Genomic DNA, 16,732 nt, shown 5'->3' on the forward strand with positions numbered 1-16,732 from the left:
GTTAAGAGTTTAAAGTTAAAAGTGTCCGAATGTACACTATTTGAAAACTCTTAACTCATAACGCTAAACTCTTAACTGAATAAAGTACATGGATCTGATTGTATTCTCTTGCCGTGCCCGCATCAACAGTTTCTTCAGGCAAAAGCGCCTGCAGCGCCTGTTGTTGCTGTCCGTAGGGCTGTTGTCGGCAGGTGTTTATAGTTGGCTTTTCTCGTTTCTGCTGCAGCAGGCCGGCGCGGGGGTTACGATGCTCAGCGTCGAGCAGGTGCTGGAGTATACCAATCTGTTTATACTTGCCATTATCATTCTGAAGGGCTTTTTCCCGGCCTACATACCCAAGGTGAAGCTGATTCCGTCGCTTTACCCGGTGCCGGCGTTGGAGCGGTTCCGGGCGGAGCTGGTGGTAGAGCTGGTGTCGCCGTTTTACTTTGTGCTGGTTAACTTTCTGCTGCTGCTGTACATGATGTCGCCGCTGTACACGTTCCTGCACCTGGTGCAAAGTATACTAGTTATACTTACGGCCCACGTTACCCTGCGCTCGCTGCAGGTGTTTATTGAGCGGCGCATACGCTGGCTGAGCGCCAATTTTTACTCCGCTGCGGTGATGGCGGCAGGATTTGTGGCGCTGCAGGTACGGCAGCCCATGTTTTACCCGGCTTCGGAGTGGATAATGCTGGTGGTGCACCTGGCCGCCCTGAGCGCCCTTGTGCTCTGTAACTTTTTCCTGGAGAAGGCTGCCGCAGAGCCGCGCCGCAAAACCGTCAACCACAGCTCCAGCGCCCGTCGTAGCCTTGGCTGGCGACTGTTCAAGAACCACCGGCAGGCCCGCCAGATGCTTATTTTCGGGTTTGTGTTCAAGGCCTTTATACTTGGGGCGGATGCGCTGGTGTTCACGAAGAAGGGCGAGCACCTGCTGGAGGAAGTGACGATGCTGTGGATGTTTGTGGGGCCGCTGGTGGTGTTCTCGTATGTGTTTAACAACGTGTGGGGCTTCTACCGAAACCTGTGGCTAACCGTGGAGCGTAGCACCGGCACAGCCCGGGATTTCCTGGGGGCCGCCTGGGTAGCCATGCGCCTGCCGCTGCTGATTGACGCCGTGCTGACCTTTGTGTACGTGGCTGTTTTTAACCACCAGGATGCTTTCTTTGTGGTGATGATGTACATCGGCAGTGTGCTGGTGATGGGCCCTCTAAGTATCGTGGCCTCCATTGTGAGCCCGAAGGCGGTGTCAGGTGGGTTGTTCAGCTTTAGCGCCAACTCCTCCTACCTGTTCAACTTCATTGCGCTGAGCGTGCTGGGCCTGCTGTTTCTGCCGATAATTCATCCAATTTTATACCTGGTTTACCCGGTAGTGATTGGGTGCGCCATCTTTGCGCTGGTGGCTGTGCTGCGGGAGTACCCGACGTATAAGTATAAACTCTTCGAAACGCACTTTAAGGCTGAGGCCTAATGTATAAGTATAAAGTATAAAAGTATAGCCCCGGCATTTTGTAAGTGCCGGGGCTATACTTTTATACTTGTTAGTGACTTCTTTCTCAGGAGAAGAATAAGTTACTCTCTTTTAATTTCAACTCGTACTCCTCCTTTTTAAACCGGTACAGATAAGGAGACTTAAAAGCACCACCCCGCCGGCGTTCTGCAAGGCGCTCCAGTATGCCAAGGCTTAGCATTTTGCGTTGGAAATTACGTGGGTCTAAGCCCTTGCCCAGAATGGCCTCGTAAAGGCGCTGAAGCTCCGGCAACGTAAATTTCTCCGGTAAAAGGTTATAGCCGATAGGCTGCCAGCTAAGCTGTGTCCGCAGGGCTTTGCGGGCAACCTGAATGATGCGGTTATGGTCGAACAGCAGGGCCGGGATTTGCTGCACGTCCCACCAGGCACATTGCTCCGTAAACGGATCGGGTGTAGGCATAGCTTTAGCGTGATCTACCAGTGCATAATAGCCCACCGACACGGCCCGCTCATACCACTTGTCCGGGTCTATCAGGTGTTTCAGTTTATATTTTATCCCCTCCCGGTTGTAGCGCTCCACCTCCCCGAACACATGAAACTGCTGCAAAAAGATATCATCTAAACCAGTGCGCTCTTTCAGGATGCGGTTAGCCGCTGCGTCCACTGCCTCGTTTCTTCGGATAGGCCCGCCTGGCAGGCTCCACTCCTGCGTACCCTTCCAGCGCAGGAGCAGCACCTTCAGGCAATCTTCATGGAAGCTCAGGATCACGCAATCCAGCGTGAGTTCAGACAAGTATGGTGAGGCATTGCTGTGGTTGGTCTTTTCCTGAGGCATTACGTATGGGAAATTATCAATATGTTATTTTGACATAATAAGGATGTTTCTTATCATTATGTTAAAATAACATATTAAAAGAGCTGTTTGCAACCAATCGAACTGAAATATGCCATACCTCAAAACACTCCTTGTATTTGTATTGCTGGGGCTGCAGCTGCTGCCCGAAGCCAATGCCCAGAAAAAATCTAAATCTGCAGATCTCTTTGCCGCTAACCAGGCCAAAACGGTGAATGGTTTGGTAGAGGGAACCCTGGAAGAAAGCGGGATCCGCGCCTTTAAAGGAGTGCCGTTTGCCGCGCCGCCTACCGGTGATTTGCGCTGGCGCGAGCCGCAGCCGGTGCAGAACTGGCAAGGCGTGCGCAGCGCCAAAAAGTTCGGGCCACGGGCTATGCAGCTTCCTATTTTCGGGGATATGAACTTCCGCTCGGATGGCATGAGCGAAGACTGCCTGTACCTGAACGTGTGGACCCCAGCAAAATCTGAGAAAGAGAAGCTGCCGGTGCTGGTATACTTTTACGGCGGCGGTTTTATGGCTGGCGACGGATCCGAGCCACGGTATGACGGTGAAAGTATGGCAAAGAAAGGTATCGTGGCTGTAACGGTAAACTATCGCCTGGGGGCATTCGGTTTTTTTGCGCATCCGGAGCTAACAAAAGAATCGCCACACAAGTCGTCGGGCAATTACGGTTACATGGACCAGAACGCAGCATTGCGCTGGGTAAGGCAGAATATTGCCGCTTTCGGCGGGGATCCTGCCAGGGTAACGATTGCCGGTGAGTCGGCCGGTTCTATCTCTGTGAGCGCCCAAATGGCTAGCCCACTTTCTAAAGATTTGATAGCCGGAGCGATAGGCGAGAGTGGTGCCCTGGTGAACACCGGTCTGGATCCGATTCCGTTGGAGGAGGCAGAGCAGAACGGGGTAAACTTTGCCAAGAGCGTTGGGGCAAATTCACTGGCTGCGCTGCGTGCCATACCAGCACAGCAGCTTCTGGAGGCAACAGGCAAGCCGGGGGTGGGACGTTTTGTGGCTACCCTGGACGGATACTTCTTCCCGAAATCGCCGGTAGCTATTTTTGCGGCCGGGGAGCAGGCAAAGGTGCCGCTGCTGGCTGGCTGGAACTCCGAGGAAATGACGTACATGGCTGTACTGGGCAGGGAGGAGCCAACGGTAGAGAACTACACCAAAGCGGTGCAGCGCCTGTACGGAGACAAGGCCGAAGAGATTCTAAAAGTATACCCAGCCTCCACAGCGGAGGAAGCGCTACAAGCTGCCACCGATCTGGCCGGAGATCGCTTTATAGCCTACAGCACCTGGAAGTGGATGGACCTGCACAGCCAGACGAGCAACCAGCCTGTGTACCGATACCTGTACGAGCGCCCTCGTCCGCCGATGGTGCCTGAAATGGGCAATGCTTCGGCTGGCCTGGCTGGCGGCGTTGTGAAAGCGGATGACCCGAATGCCTTTAAGATGCCGCAGGCCAGGGGAGCAGTGCACTCCGCTGAGATTGAGTATGCCTTGGGTAATCTTGCCTCCAATAAAGTATACGCCTGGACTCCGGATGATTACAAAGTATCGGAAGTAATGCAGAACTACTTTGCCAACTTTATCAAAACCGGGGATCCTAATGGCAAAGGGTTGCCAACGTGGCCGGCAGCTACCAAAGGCGGCAAGGTGCAGGTAATGCATATAGATGTAAAAACGGAGGCAAAGCCAGAGCAGCACCGTGCCCGCTACGAACTGTTGGACAAGATGCAGACGAAGTAACTACGATTTGAAGTATAAAAGTATAGCCCTGGCATTTCTCAATTGCCGGGGCTAAACTTTTTTCAGGTGTTCCAAAGTATAAATTCCGGTGTTTTGCAGCGCATCCAGCTCCTGCCGTTGCCTTTCCTTGCAACGGCTTATCCTACCATCCCGTTACTCCAAGGGTAATCACTCGAAGTATAAATGGATGATAAGAATAGGCTATCACATATCGCATGAGCAGTTTCCGCCTAGCCAGTTGCTGCAGTTGGCAAAGCAGGCAGAGGAGGCCGGCTTTCAGTTCTGTATTTCTTCGGATCATTTCCATCCCTGGAGCGAGAAGCAGCAGGAGTCAGGCTTTGCCTGGTCGTGGCTGGGGGCTGTCATGGCACAAACCTCACTGGACTATGGCATCGTGAACTGCCCTGCTTACCGTTACCACCCTGCCATTATAGCCCAGGCTGCCGCTACCCTGGATGAGATGTTTCCGGGCCGGTTCTGGATGTGCCCCGGCAGCGGACAGGCGCTGAACGAGTCTATTACCGGGGAGCGCTGGCCAGCTAAACAGGAGCGGAATGAGCGGCTGAAGGAGAGTGTGGATATGATACGGGCCCTGTGGCGCGGCGAAACGGTAACACATCACGGGCTGGTTAAAGTGGAGAATGCCAAACTGTATACCCGGCCAAAGAAAAAGATCCGGCTGGTTGCCGCGGCCATTACACCCCAAACGGCTGCCTGGGCTGCTGGCTGGGCTGATGGCCTGATCACGGTATCGCAGCCTGAGGAGAAGCTGGAGCAAGTGGTGGAGGCTTGGAGAAAGAACGGCGGGGAAAACAAGCCCTTGATGCTGAAGGTGCAGGTATCTTACGACCAGACGGATGAGGCCGCCCGCACGGGTGCCTATGAGCAGTGGAAGACCAATGTCTTTGCCAGCGACCTGCAGGCAGAACTACGGACGCCCAAGCAGTTTGATCAGGCAGCAACGTTTGTGAAGCCCGAAGAAATGGACGGCGCCGTAAATATCTCCAGCGACCTTGAAAAGCACATCCAGTGGCTGGAGAAGTATGCAGCGATGGGCTTTACTGATCTGGACCTGCACAACGTGAACACGAAGCAGGAGCAGTTTATCCGGGTGTTTGGCGAGAAGGTGCTACCGCATTTCTGGAACAAGTAAAGCACAGGCTTATACTTCGACTAAAGTATAAGCGCCGTTCAAAGCAACTTTTAGAACAGGGTTATACTTGTTTAGCGGGTAGTAACTCGGAGAGGTCCAGCACCTGCGCCTCAACATCGGCTTTTAACTCCATCGACAGCGTTACCTTATCCGGCAGGGGCGTAATGTCCTGTACGCGCACCTCGTTTACGGTCCCTAACAGTTTAATGCCTTTTAGCTGTAGCCCCTCCTGCAACATGCCGTTTGCCTTCTGTAGCTCGCCCGAAATGATATGCTTTAGGTTTACCCTTGCCTTACTGATGATTTGATTGTAGGCGACTTTGTTCACCAGTACCTCTAGGCCTGTATTAAAGAGCGTGCTGTTGGTTCTGGAGGTAAGATGGAACTGCTGTACATACAATTGCTGCGCGGTATTATCATATCCCAAAGTTGCCAGCACATACAGGTCCACGTTGTCGCGCTTCAGCATGGTGCGCAGAATCCGGATTCTTATCCGCAGGATTACCTCGTTGCTGCCTGAGCTGCTGCCGCTAATGCCCACGTCCAGGATCTGGGCATAAGGATCGCCGGCTTCCTGTTCAGGAATATACTTGCCAATCAGTTGGTTTTTGAGCACGCCCTGCAGGGCAGGGTAGGAGATGGAGACAGGTACGTAGATTCTTACGGAATCTTCCATAGCGTATTAAATGGTTTTTGGTCGGGTGATACAGCGTCTGTTAGCGGTAGTAACTACAGGTATATAGGGATATTTGTTTGAGGTATAAATGAAAAAAGCCTCAAACATGTGGGTTTGAGGCTTTTTATACTTGTGATCCCGCTGGGATTCGAACCCAGGACCCATACATTAAAAGTGTATTGCTCTACCAGCTGAGCTACGGAATCGGTTGTTTTTTCCTTGTTTGGGAGTGCAAAGGTAGAAGCTTTGATTTTAATTCCAAAATTAATTTTCAGCTTCTTTACCCTCCCCTTTGCAAGAGGAGAAATAAAAAGCCTCTCTGTTAAGAAAGGCTTCGTCTTTCATTTGTGATCCCGCTGGGATTCGAACCCAGGACCCATACATTAAAAGTGTATTGCTCTACCAGCTGAGCTACGGAATCTTTTACTAACTTGCATTACCAAGGCGTTTCCCTGAATTGCGATGCAAAACTAACAGCTAAGTTTTTAAATGCAAAACATCTTATCCAAAATATCTGCCTTTCTGATTATTTTTTTAGCTGTTTTGGCAGAACCCACTAGTGCTCAGGATAATAATTTAACACTGGCTAAAGCAGATTCGCTCTTTCAGCATCAACGATATTCGGATGCTTTTGTTCTGTATGAGCAGTTGCTGGTGCAGGACCAGCATTATTCGCCGCAGATGCTCCTGAAGATGGCCTATATTAAGGAAGGCCTCCGCGACTACACGGGTGCCATGTACTACCTGCACCTGTTCTATACCAAGGAGCCCAGCCGCTCCACGCTCAAAAAGATGGAGGAACTGGCGCAGGCGCACCGCCTCTACGGCTATGAGTACAGCGACCTGCAGTTCTTTAAAACGCAGTTCAGCAAACACTACATGCACATCCTGGAGCTCATGCTCCTGGCAGCGGTGATTACGGTCACCATCATGTTGTTCCAGTGGCGCAGGGGCTTTAGGTTCAGCTCCAGCTTTAAGGCCGGGTTTATACTGTACCTGCTGTTTATACTTTACTACATCAACTTCCTCAACCTCGGCGACGCGGGCATCATCAAAAACAACCATGTGGCCATCATGTCGGCTCCCTCTGCCGGCGCTGACTGGATTACCACGGCCACCCAGGGGCACAAGGTACCCATCACCGGCGAGCAGGATATCTGGTACGAGATAAAGTGGAGAGGGGAGAAGGCCTACATCCGCAAAAGCAACCTGCTGGAACTGCCCTGATTTTCGTTATTGGTTGTTAGTTATTCGTTATTCGATTTCCTCTTTAGCATGCTGCTTCTATTGGTCGGAATAATTTCCTTAGCTTAAAGGGTGTTTCACTCTCACATGCTCCCTTAGTACGTTAGGGACGGCTTTACTTTCAGGGTCTAATAACGAATAACGAATAACGAACAACGATACTATCGCTTCAACGGTGAGTCTTTCTCCTTGGCCATCACGTTGTACACCAGCTTGTCGGCCAGGCTTGGGAAGAGCTTGTTGACCCACACGGCTAATTTGCCTTGCGTAGTCATCACCAGGTCGCGTTTGCGCTGGATGGTGGCTTTGAGGATGCGCTCGGCTACTTCCTCGGCACTCATCATTTTCTCTTCCTCGCGTGGTGTTTCGCCTTGTTGCTGACCGTTAGCGGCCAGGGCAGTGTTGCGGATGTTAGAGGCGGTAAAGCCAGGGCAGGCCAGCAGCACGTGCACGCCAGAGTATAGCAATTCCGTGCGCAAAGTCTCCAGGAAGCCGTGCATCGCAAATTTGGAGGCGGAGTATCCGGTGCGGGCGGGCAGGCCACGATAACCGGCAATCGAAGAAATGCCCACGATGGAGCCTTTTACCTGCTTGATATAAGGCAGCGCATACTTGGTGCTGTACACGGTCCCCCAGAAGTTAATGTCCATCACCTTGCGGAGCACGTCCAGGTCCAGGTCCTCAAACAGGGCGCGCATCGAGATGCCGGCGTTGTTGATGAGCACATCCAGGCGGCCATACTTTTGCACCGTTTCCTGCACCATGCGCTGGCACTGCTCCTCCACGCTCACGTCGGCATTCACCGGCAGGTTGTCAATTCCTGCTGCGCTGAGCTCCTGGCTGGTCTGGTCGAGGTTTTGCTGGTTGCGGCCTGAGATGGCTACTTTGGCCCCCTCGCGCCCAAAGGCAAACGCCAGCGCCTTGCCAATACCCGACGTGCCGCCGGTAATCAGGACTACTTTATCTCTCATTTTTATACTTTCTCTAACTAAAATCAGCTGCAAAGATAATTTTAATTGTTGATTGGGTGAAAGTTAGAAAGTTAAAGAGTTTGGGAGTTAGAGAGTTTGGGAGTTTAGGAGTTAGAGAGTTAGAAAGTTTGGGAGTTAGAAAGTTAAAAAGTCAAGGAGCTGGTATTTTATGGGCATTGTTGGTGTTATCACCGACTATTTATACTTGGTTTGTCTCTTCTTAATTGCTGATTTACTATACCTCCGTATTCCTGTAAACTAATAACGAATAACTAACAACCAATAACCAATAACGAGTAACTAACAACGAATCACCCGTATCTGCCCATATTTTTGTAATTTTGCGCCACTGTGAGAAATAAGAGCAAGAAGAAGCATTTCGATATACTCGAGCAAGTACGCATCGAGGAGATGGTGGCAGAGGGCAAATGCCTGGCACGCCATAACAACATGGTGGTTTTTGTGGCGGGTGTAGCCCCCGGTGACGTGGTGGACCTGCGCATCATCCGCAAGAAGAAGAGCTTTATGGAGGCCGAGGCGGTGCACTTCCATGAGCTGTCGGAGCTGCGTGTGCAGCCGTTTTGCGAGCACTTCGGTACCTGCGGCGGCTGTAAGTGGCAGCACATTGGCTACGATACCCAGCTATACTTTAAGCAGAAGCAGGTGAAGGACAACCTCGAGCGCATTGGTAAAGTGTCGCTGCCGGAGTTCGACCCTATACTTGGTTCGGAGAAAACGCGCTACTACCGCAACAAGCTGGAGTATACTTTCTCCAACACCAGCTGGCTCACCAAAGAGCAGATTCAGTCGGGGCAGGAGTATGACCGCGACGCGCTGGGCTTCCACATCCCGGGCCGCTTCGACAAAATCCTCGACATTAAGCACTGCTACTTGCAGCCAGACCCATCGAACGCGATTCGTCTGGAGGTGAGAAAATATGCCAAGGAGCACAACCTGCCTTTCTTCGACATCGTGAAGCAGGAAGGCTACATGCGCAACCTCATCATCCGCACGGCCAATACCGGCGAGCTGATGGTGATTGTGCAGGTGTACGAGGACAGGCCGGGGGTGATGCAGGCGCTGATGGAGCACCTGGCCGCCACTTTCCCGGAGATTACTTCGCTGCAGTATGTGGTGAACTCCAAAGGCAACGAGACCTACCACGACCTGGAAGTAGTGTGCTACAAAGGCCTGCCTTATATCCATGAGGAAATGGAAGGCATCCGTTTCCGGGTAGGGCCGAAGTCGTTTTACCAGACTAACGCAGACCAGGCCTACGAGCTCTACAAGAAGACGCGTGAGCTGGCCAACCTGACCGGAAATGAGCTGGTGTACGACCTGTATACCGGTGCTGGCACCATTGCCAACTTTGTGGCCCGCCAATGCCGTGAGGTCATCGGGATAGAGTATGTGCCAAGCGCCATTGAGGACGCCAAAATCAACTCACAGATTAACGACATCACCAACACCACCTTCTACGCCGGCGATATGAAGGACATTCTGTCGGATGAGCTGGTAGCCCGCCATGGAAGGCCGGATGTGGTGATTACCGACCCGCCGCGCGCCGGTATGCACGAGGATGTGGTGAAGAAGCTCTTGCAGGTGCACCCGAACCGCATCGTGTACGTGAGCTGTAACCCGGCCACGCAGGCCCGCGACGTGGAATGGCTGTCGGAAAAGTATGAGGTAACGCGTGTGCAGCCGGTAGACATGTTCCCGCAGACGCACCACGTAGAAAATATTGTATTGTTAACTGCTAAATAGATAAACGTATCGCGTAGCACAAATTTGGACAAAGGACTATGTGACAAAGGATTTTAGACTTTCTCTTCTGATGCTTTTGTCCTTTGTCAAAGGGGCTTTTGTCAGGTTGTCAAAAATATAGCCGTGCTACTTGATACGTGCTTCGAGATACGAAATAGATAAGTATGGAAAACGATCCGGAACTGAATGGTAAGTACCTGGGCACTATCTCAAAGGATTTTGTGGTGGTGGCCGAGACGCTGAAGGAGGCATCGTACCAGGTGCGCAAGCGTAAGATATCGGAGTACCCGATTTTTGTGTTCAGCCGCACGCAGGTGCCGGTGGGCTCTATATTCCTGGCCAAGGAAGAGCTGGCGCTGGAATGGCACATAAACGCCTCCTACCTGGAAGACTTCGTGCAGCGCCAACTGGTGGTAGAGGACAAGATAGAGGACTTCAAAGCCGCCTACAAAGACCCGGACGAGTACTGCTGCCTGTTTGTGGTGGACGGCGAGTTCCAGAATTTTGTGTTCATCCCTTATCCGGAGGAGTAGGCGCGTAGCACGTATTCCGTATCATGTATCACGACAACAAGCAGAAGAGGAGCACAAAGCTGTGCTCCTCTTCTGCTTTTACACCCATATCAACTTCCTGTCGTGCTACTTGATACGTGCTACAAGATTCGAAAATATTAAAAATGGCTCCAGCCTTGCGCTTTGAGCGGGAATAGCTGGCCGGCTTTAGTCGCCAGGTTCACGCCTTCGCTCTCGTCGGTAATTTTGCCGATGATGGTGATGTCCGGGTGGTTTTTCAGTTCGTCGTAGGCGGAGAGCGGCACGGTGAAGAGCAGCTCATAGTCCTCGCCGCCGTTCATGATGCAGGTTAATGGGTCGATGTTGAACTCCAGCGCTGTTTCGAGCATCTGCGGGTCGGCTGGCAGGTTGTCCTTATACACTGTGGCGCCTACTTTAGACTGGCTGCAGATATGGAACAGCTCCGAGGCCAGCCCGTCTGAAATGTCAATCATCGAAGTTGGCTGGATGCCGCGCTCTTTCAGGTCGTAGATAACATCCATGCGCGCCTCTGGCCTCAGCTGGCGGCCCACGATGTACTGCTTGTTCTCCAGTTCCGGTTGCATCTCCGGGTTAGCCAGGAAAGCCTGCTTCTCGCGCTCCAGAATCTGCAGGCCCATGTAGGCAGCGCCCAGGTCGCCGGTCACGCATACCAAGTCGTTCACCTTAGCGCCATTGCGGTAAACAATCTGCTCCGGCGCAGCCTCGCCAATAGCCGTGATGCTGATTACCAAACCAGCACTGGAGGAGGTCGTGTCGCCGCCCACCAGGTCTACTTTATAGTTCTCGCAGGCCAGCCGGATTCCCTCATACAATTCCTCCACTGCCTCTACCGTATAACGCGCGCCTAAGGCAATGTTCACCGTTATCTGGGTGGGTTTGGCGTTCATGGCGGCAATATCCGACACGTTCACGGCCACCGCTTTGTAGCCCAGGTGCTTGAGCGGGCAGAAGGTCAGGTCGAAGTGCACGCCCTCCAACAGCATGTCCGACGACACCACCAGCTGTTTCTGGCCAGGTTGTATAACGGCTGCATCGTCGCCGATGCCTTTGATGGTGGACTCGTTGCGCAGCTCGATCTTCTCTTTGATCTTCCGGATTAGGCCAAACTCGCCTACGGCACTTAAAGGAGTATATTCGCTCATGGTTCAGGATCTGTTTTAGACCTGCAAAGATACAAAATATGCTACAGAGCTCATGTACTACTTTTTCTATCTGATGCCATACTTCCAGGTATAGGAAAAAGTGGACTGCTTGCCCGTGCCTCAAGAAGAGGAAAATTAAATCTATAGTGTGTTTGTACATTAAATGTATATACATTAAATTTGTGTCCATGTAAAGTATAAGCTTTTAATACTTTGTATGCCGCCGGAGTAAGCAGAGCCAAGTTTGTGTGCGCACCCCGGCGGCAGTACATCAAATTCACAAGAAATAAATCGGCAGTGAGCCAATTACAAGTATAAACCATGAGCAAGAAAGTAATCCACAGAGCGCATACACGCGGCCACGCCAACCACGGCTGGCTCAACTCCCACCATACCTTCAGTTTTGCCAGTTACTACAACCCCGAGCGGATGAGTTTTGGGCTGCTGCGCGTGCTCAACGACGATGTGGTGGCGCCTGGCATGGGTTTTGGCACGCACCCGCACGATAACATGGAAATTATTTCTATTCCGTTGAAGGGATCGCTCGCCCACCGCGACAGCACGGGCACGCAGGAGGTGATCCGGACAAACGAGGTACAGATCATGTCGGCGGGCAGCGGCATTACGCACTCAGAGTATAACGGGTCCGGCACAGAGCCCGTGAACTTTTTGCAAATCTGGGTGTTTCCTAAAAAGCGGGACATCCAGCCGAGCTACGGGCAAAAGGCCTTTGAGCCGAAAGACCGCCAGAACAGGCTGCAGACAGTCGTATCGCCGGAAGAGCAGGGAGATGCCCTTTGGATTAACCAGGATGCCTGGTTTTCGCTGGGCTCTTTAAAAGAAGGTTTTTCGGACGTTTATACTTTCCATAAAGAAGGCAACGGGCTTTATGCTTTCGTGCTGGAAGGGGAAGTGGAGATAGACGGTGAGAAGCTGGGCAAGCGCGATGGTATGGGCATTAGCGAGGCAACTACGGTAGAGATTAAAGCCGCTGCAGACGCCGAGCTGTTGCTGATGGAAGTCCCGATGAGATAAGAATAAATAGTGTTTAGTGATTAAAGAACGAACCCTGGCAGATGCCGGGGTTTTTCTTTTTAGCGCAGGTGCCGCATGATGGAGTAGGGCAGAGGTGCCCAAATGGCTGTTTTGACGCCTATACTTTTCAGCCCCTGGTTTACCCAATTGTTGCAGTTTTTTAGTATATAAAACTTTCCGTGTGCCTCATAAAAAGTGTCGCTGCCGGCGTAGCCTGAGCCACTGATATGCAGGTAGCTTGTATCAGACTGCACAAAAGACCTATCGATATAGGTTATTAACTGCCGGTATTGCTGCGGCGAGATACGGATGGGGCGCTGCCGCTTGTTTGGTATAAGTTTAGCGCGGATATACTCTACGTGCATGGCGGTGCGGGTCGGCCACAGAGCCGCCGTGATAGCTACTTCCGGCGTCAGGTCTTTCCACTCCGGCGTTTCCATATAAAACTTTCTGTCGCCCCAGCCAAAGCCCACGTATTGGTAGCTGCTGTCTACGTTGCCGAAATTATCTAAGGGCAGATTGGTGCGCCAATCGATATAAGGCGTGGAAACGGGCACCACAATATCGGTGTGCACCCCGTTAGAGGTTACGTAAATCTCAACATACTCCTCCTGCGGTTGAACCTGGGCGTAACCGTTGTGCACTGTAAAGCTGCTGAGGACAAAGGCCACCGCCAGGAAAAGTACTGCCAAACCCACCACCGAGGCAAGCAGCCAAAGTATAAGCGACAATATTTTAGCCAGAACGTACTGCATATCGTTTACCTACGGGCAATCATAAAGTATAAACGATATAAAAACAAAACCCGGTGCATGGCACCGGGTCTGAGTGTAGTTTAGTTAGTTTAGTTTCTCTTCCAGGGCCGCCATCCCTCCAAAGCAATCCGTGCTCTATACTTAACAGACTGGTTAATTGGAGTTTTCATAGAGCCCTGCAGGCTGTCTGTGCTGAGATGCTGCAGTGGCAGGTAGGGAGGCGGTCAGAAACCCAAAATGGATTTCGGGTACAAAGGTATAAAATTTTACAATTGTTTAAACACTTTTCGCGATTTAACACAAACTTTACATTCGCATTCCTGCGCGTGCCACGGATTTGGCAGATTCGCTGTTTTTGCGCAGATTGTATAGTTAAAAGAACCCCGTCTATCCTATCCGCTAAACCATCATGATAAACACGCTAAAGCGTTTTGCCGCCTTGTGGCTGGTGTTACTGAGCATGCAGGCTGCCGTGGCGCAGCAGCAACTGCAGTCGCCGGCGCAGTTCCTGGGCTATGAGCTGGGTCAGCAGTTTACCACCCAAAACCGCGTCCTGGATTATGTCAACTACCTGGCCGCACAGGCCCCTAACCGCATCAAGGTGGAGGAGTATGGGCGCACCTACGAGAACCGCCCGCTGGTGCTGGCTTACGTGGCCTCCGACGAAAACCTGCCGCGTCTGGAGCAGATCCGGGAAAACAACCTGCGCCAGGCAGGCCTGCAGAACGGGCAGGTGCAGGGCGACCAACCCGCCATTGTGTGGCTGAGCTACAACGTGCACGGCAACGAGTCAGTAAGCTCGGAGGCAGTGCTGCAGGTGCTCTACGATTTGGTAAATTCGCAGAACGCGCAGAGCCGTGAGTGGCTGCAGAATACCATCGTTATCCTGGATCCCATGGTGAACCCCGACGGGCGAGAGCGCTACGTGCAGTGGTATAACCAGGCCTCTAACCGCGGCGGCAACGCCTCGCCCTATGCCTGGGAACACTGGGAACCGTGGCCGGGCGGCAGGCCCAACCACTACTACTTCGACCTGAACCGCGACTGGGCTTGGCAAACGCAGGTGGAGTCGCAGCAGCGCCTGAAAGTATACAACAGCTGGCTGCCGCAGGTGCACGCCGATTTCCATGAGATGGGAGCCGAGTCGCCATACTACTTCTCGCCGGCCGCCAAGCCCTTCCACGAAAGTATAACGCCCTGGCAGCGCCAGTTCCAGCATACCATCGGCGAGTATAACCGCCAGTACTTCGACAAAAACAACTGGCTATACTTTACCCGCGAGAGCTTCGACCTGTTTTACCCGAGCTACGGCGATACCTGGCCCACCTACAACGGCGCCATCGGCATGACCTACGAGCAGGGCGGCTCCGGCCGTGCGGGATTGGCCTACAAGAAGGCAGACGGCGACACGTTAACCTTAACCGATAGAATCGCGCACCACGTGGCGGCCAGCGAGGCGACCATCAAAGCCGCTTCCGAGAAGGCCAGTGAGCTAAAGCAGGAGTTTCAAAAGTACTACAGCACCAGCCTGCGTAATCCGGGTGGCGAGTATAAATCCTTTGTGTTGAAAAGCACGGCTAATACTGCCGGCAACCTGAAAGCCTTGACAGACTACCTGCAGCAGCAGGGCATCCAGTACGGCTATGCGCGTAATAAAGGCTCCGTTAAGGGCTATAACTACCTGAATGGCAAAACTGAAAGTATAAAACTGGCGCCGGAGGATGTGGTAATCAGCATGTACCAGCCCAAGTCGGTGCTGGTGAAGGTGCTGTTCGAGCCAAAATCTACCCTGGAGGACTCGCTGACCTACGATATCACTTCCTGGGCGCTGCCTTATGCCTACGGGGTGCAGGCCTATGCCGTAAAGGGAAGGGTTGACATGAGCCAAACCGCCCCTGCCGCTCCGGCAGCTGCTGCCATTAGCATCGACAAGCCTTACGCCTACCTGGCCCGCTGGAACGGGTTAGAGGACCTTAGGTTTGCCACACAACTCATGCAGCAAAACGTGAAAGTACGCATGACCGAACTGCCGTTTGAGATGGATGGCAACACGTATGAGGCGGGTACCCTGATCATCACCCGCACCGGCAACGAGCGCCTGGGCGATAAGTTTGACGCCAATGTGCGCGAGCTGGCGCAGCAGTATGGGGTGCAGCTTGCGGCCACCAATACCGGCTTTGTCAGCTCCGGCGCCGATTTTGGCTCTGGCAGCGTACGCTACCTGAAAGCTCCCAAAGTGGCTTTGCTGTCTGGAGAGGGCGTTTCGCCGTATGGTTTCGGAGAAGTATGGCATTTCTTTGAGCAGCAAATCAATTACCCGGTTACGGTGCTCAACACCTCTTACTTTAGCCAGGTACCGCTGCAGGAGTTTGATGTGATCATCTTGCCAACTGGTTCTTATACCAAGGTGTTGGATGATAAGACGCTGGAGAAGGTGCAGGACTGGGTGCGTAGTGGCGGGAAACTCATTGCCCTGGAAAGTGCCGTTAGTTACCTGGCTGGCAAGAAAGGCTTTGAGCTGAAGAAGAAGGGCGCTGAGGAAGAGGAAAAAGAGGCCGCTAAAAAAGAGCGCAAGGACAAAGACCCATACGAAAACCTGCGCAGCTATGCCGCCCGTGAGCGCGAGGCGCTGGAGAGCGAGGTGCAAGGCAGCGTCTTCCGCGTTGACCTTGACAAAACCCATCCGTTGGCCTTTGGCTACGGCGACAGTTATTTTGCCCTCATCCGCTCTGCCGATACGTTCCAGTTTATGGAGGACGGCTGGAACGTGGGCGTGCTCAAAAAGGACAACCATGTGGCAGGCTATGTAGGCCAGGGAGCCAAGAAACAGTTGCAGGATGCTCTTATACTTGGCACGCAGCGCCTCGGCCACGGCCAGATTGTGTACCTGGCCGATAACCCGCTGTTCCGTGGCTTCTGGCAAGGTGGCAAGCTGCTGTTTGGAAATGCGGTGTTTGTGGTGGGGCAGTAGTTGAACCCCTCCCCAGCCCTCCCCTAAAAACAGGGGAGGGAGCATCGAAAATATTCTGCTGTTCCGGACATCCGTGTCAGGAACTGAAGCTGCTGCGGACATCTTTGACCGCGTTTCTGGAATACCGGGTCCAACCACCCCTGGCCCCTCAGAGCTACGCTCGCTACCTTCGAACTCCCGTTCTCGGTAGTCTAAGGCGGGGAGTCTGTGATTACTAAAGCTGAAGTATAAGTTTTATAGCAAATGGTATTGGGAGTTACACCCCTATGGTCCCCTCAAGGGGACAGTTTATACTTGCTACTTTCCTGTCATCTCGAGCTGCGCGAGAGATCTATCGGGGACTCTAAAGAGATCTCTCACAGCTACGCTGGCTCTCTTCGGCTCTCGCCTCAAGAGTGGTCGAGATGACAGCA

13 protein-coding genes and 2 tRNA genes are annotated in these 16,732 nt (G+C 52.6%); 8 read left to right on the forward strand and 7 right to left on the reverse strand.

Going from position 1 to position 16,732, the window contains the following annotated elements:
• Positions 1-88 precede the first annotated feature (88 nt).
• On the forward strand, positions 89-1,450 hold the full coding sequence (locus C8N40_RS04320; protein ID WP_108210566.1) for a hypothetical protein: 1,362 nt from the start codon (positions 89-91) through the stop codon (positions 1,448-1,450).
• An 85-nt stretch (positions 1,451-1,535) separates the two neighbouring features.
• Here the strand turns inward: C8N40_RS04320 and C8N40_RS04325 are convergent, their stop codons facing one another.
• Positions 1,536-2,285, reverse strand: coding sequence for an NUDIX hydrolase (locus tag C8N40_RS04325; RefSeq protein WP_108210567.1), 750 nt, complete (start codon positions 2,283-2,285; stop codon positions 1,536-1,538).
• Positions 2,286-2,394: 109 nt separating this feature from the next.
• Between C8N40_RS04325 and C8N40_RS04330 the strand changes: the two genes are divergently transcribed.
• Both C8N40_RS04330 and C8N40_RS04335 read left to right on the forward strand, forming a co-directional pair.
• Positions 2,395-4,053: a carboxylesterase/lipase family protein gene (locus C8N40_RS04330; protein ID WP_108210568.1), complete on the forward strand. Its 1,659-nt coding sequence runs from the start codon at positions 2,395-2,397 to the stop codon at positions 4,051-4,053.
• Positions 4,054-4,240: 187 nt separating this feature from the next.
• Positions 4,241-5,206: a TIGR03885 family FMN-dependent LLM class oxidoreductase gene (locus C8N40_RS04335; RefSeq protein ID WP_108210569.1), complete on the forward strand. Its 966-nt coding sequence runs from the start codon at positions 4,241-4,243 to the stop codon at positions 5,204-5,206.
• Between the two features lie 61 nt (positions 5,207-5,267).
• On the opposite strand, the gene C8N40_RS04340 is transcribed toward C8N40_RS04335, so the two are convergent.
• The 3 genes from C8N40_RS04340 to C8N40_RS04350 all read right to left on the reverse strand — a co-directional run bounded on the left by C8N40_RS04340 (position 5,268) and on the right by C8N40_RS04350 (position 6,303).
• On the reverse strand, positions 5,268-5,882 hold the full coding sequence (locus C8N40_RS04340) for a DUF4403 family protein (RefSeq protein WP_108210570.1): 615 nt from the start codon (positions 5,880-5,882) through the stop codon (positions 5,268-5,270).
• Positions 5,883-6,015: 133 nt separating this feature from the next.
• Positions 6,016-6,088 (reverse strand) — tRNA-Lys (locus C8N40_RS04345).
• Between the two features lie 142 nt (positions 6,089-6,230).
• Positions 6,231-6,303, reverse strand: a tRNA-Lys gene (locus C8N40_RS04350).
• Between the two features lie 122 nt (positions 6,304-6,425).
• Between C8N40_RS04350 and C8N40_RS04355 the strand changes: the two genes are divergently transcribed.
• Positions 6,426-7,109, forward strand: a complete 684-nt coding sequence (locus C8N40_RS04355) for an SH3 domain-containing protein (protein WP_245904988.1) — start codon at positions 6,426-6,428, stop codon at positions 7,107-7,109.
• 179 nt (positions 7,110-7,288) lie between these two features.
• Here the strand turns inward: C8N40_RS04355 and C8N40_RS04360 are convergent, their stop codons facing one another.
• The gene (locus C8N40_RS04360) at positions 7,289-8,098 is read right to left on the reverse strand and encodes an SDR family oxidoreductase (protein ID WP_108210572.1); all 810 of its coding nucleotides are present in this window, start codon (positions 8,096-8,098) and stop codon (positions 7,289-7,291) included.
• A 351-nt stretch (positions 8,099-8,449) separates the two neighbouring features.
• On the opposite strand from C8N40_RS04360, the gene rlmD reads away from it, so the two are divergent.
• Together rlmD and C8N40_RS04370 are read left to right on the forward strand one after the other, a co-directional pair.
• A complete protein-coding gene (rlmD, locus tag C8N40_RS04365) occupies positions 8,450-9,862 on the forward strand; it encodes a 23S rRNA (uracil(1939)-C(5))-methyltransferase RlmD (protein WP_108210573.1) in 1,413 nt (470 codons plus the stop codon).
• A gap of 164 nt (positions 9,863-10,026) precedes the next feature.
• Positions 10,027-10,395: a hypothetical protein gene (locus tag C8N40_RS04370; protein WP_108210574.1), complete on the forward strand. Its 369-nt coding sequence runs from the start codon at positions 10,027-10,029 to the stop codon at positions 10,393-10,395.
• Between the two features lie 137 nt (positions 10,396-10,532).
• Here C8N40_RS04370 and thiL read toward each other — a convergent pair whose 3' ends face one another.
• The gene (gene thiL / locus C8N40_RS04375) at positions 10,533-11,558 is read right to left on the reverse strand and encodes a thiamine-phosphate kinase (protein WP_108210575.1); all 1,026 of its coding nucleotides are present in this window, start codon (positions 11,556-11,558) and stop codon (positions 10,533-10,535) included.
• Between the two features lie 321 nt (positions 11,559-11,879).
• Here thiL and C8N40_RS04380 point away from each other — a divergent pair, with 321 nt between their 5' ends.
• Positions 11,880-12,593, forward strand: coding sequence for a pirin family protein (locus C8N40_RS04380; protein ID WP_108210576.1), 714 nt, complete (start codon positions 11,880-11,882; stop codon positions 12,591-12,593).
• Between the two features lie 59 nt (positions 12,594-12,652).
• Here C8N40_RS04380 and C8N40_RS04385 read toward each other — a convergent pair whose 3' ends face one another.
• Positions 12,653-13,348, reverse strand: a complete 696-nt coding sequence (locus tag C8N40_RS04385) for a TIGR02117 family protein (protein ID WP_108210577.1) — start codon at positions 13,346-13,348, stop codon at positions 12,653-12,655.
• A 409-nt stretch (positions 13,349-13,757) separates the two neighbouring features.
• On the opposite strand from C8N40_RS04385, the gene C8N40_RS04390 reads away from it, so the two are divergent.
• On the forward strand, positions 13,758-16,319 hold the full coding sequence (locus tag C8N40_RS04390; RefSeq protein WP_108210578.1) for a M14 family metallopeptidase: 2,562 nt from the start codon (positions 13,758-13,760) through the stop codon (positions 16,317-16,319).
• Positions 16,320-16,732 lie beyond the last annotated feature (413 nt).

Origin of the sequence: Pontibacter mucosus (assembly GCF_003054055.1) — a bacterium.
GTDB classification, from domain to species: domain Bacteria; phylum Bacteroidota; class Bacteroidia; order Cytophagales; family Hymenobacteraceae; genus Pontibacter; species Pontibacter mucosus.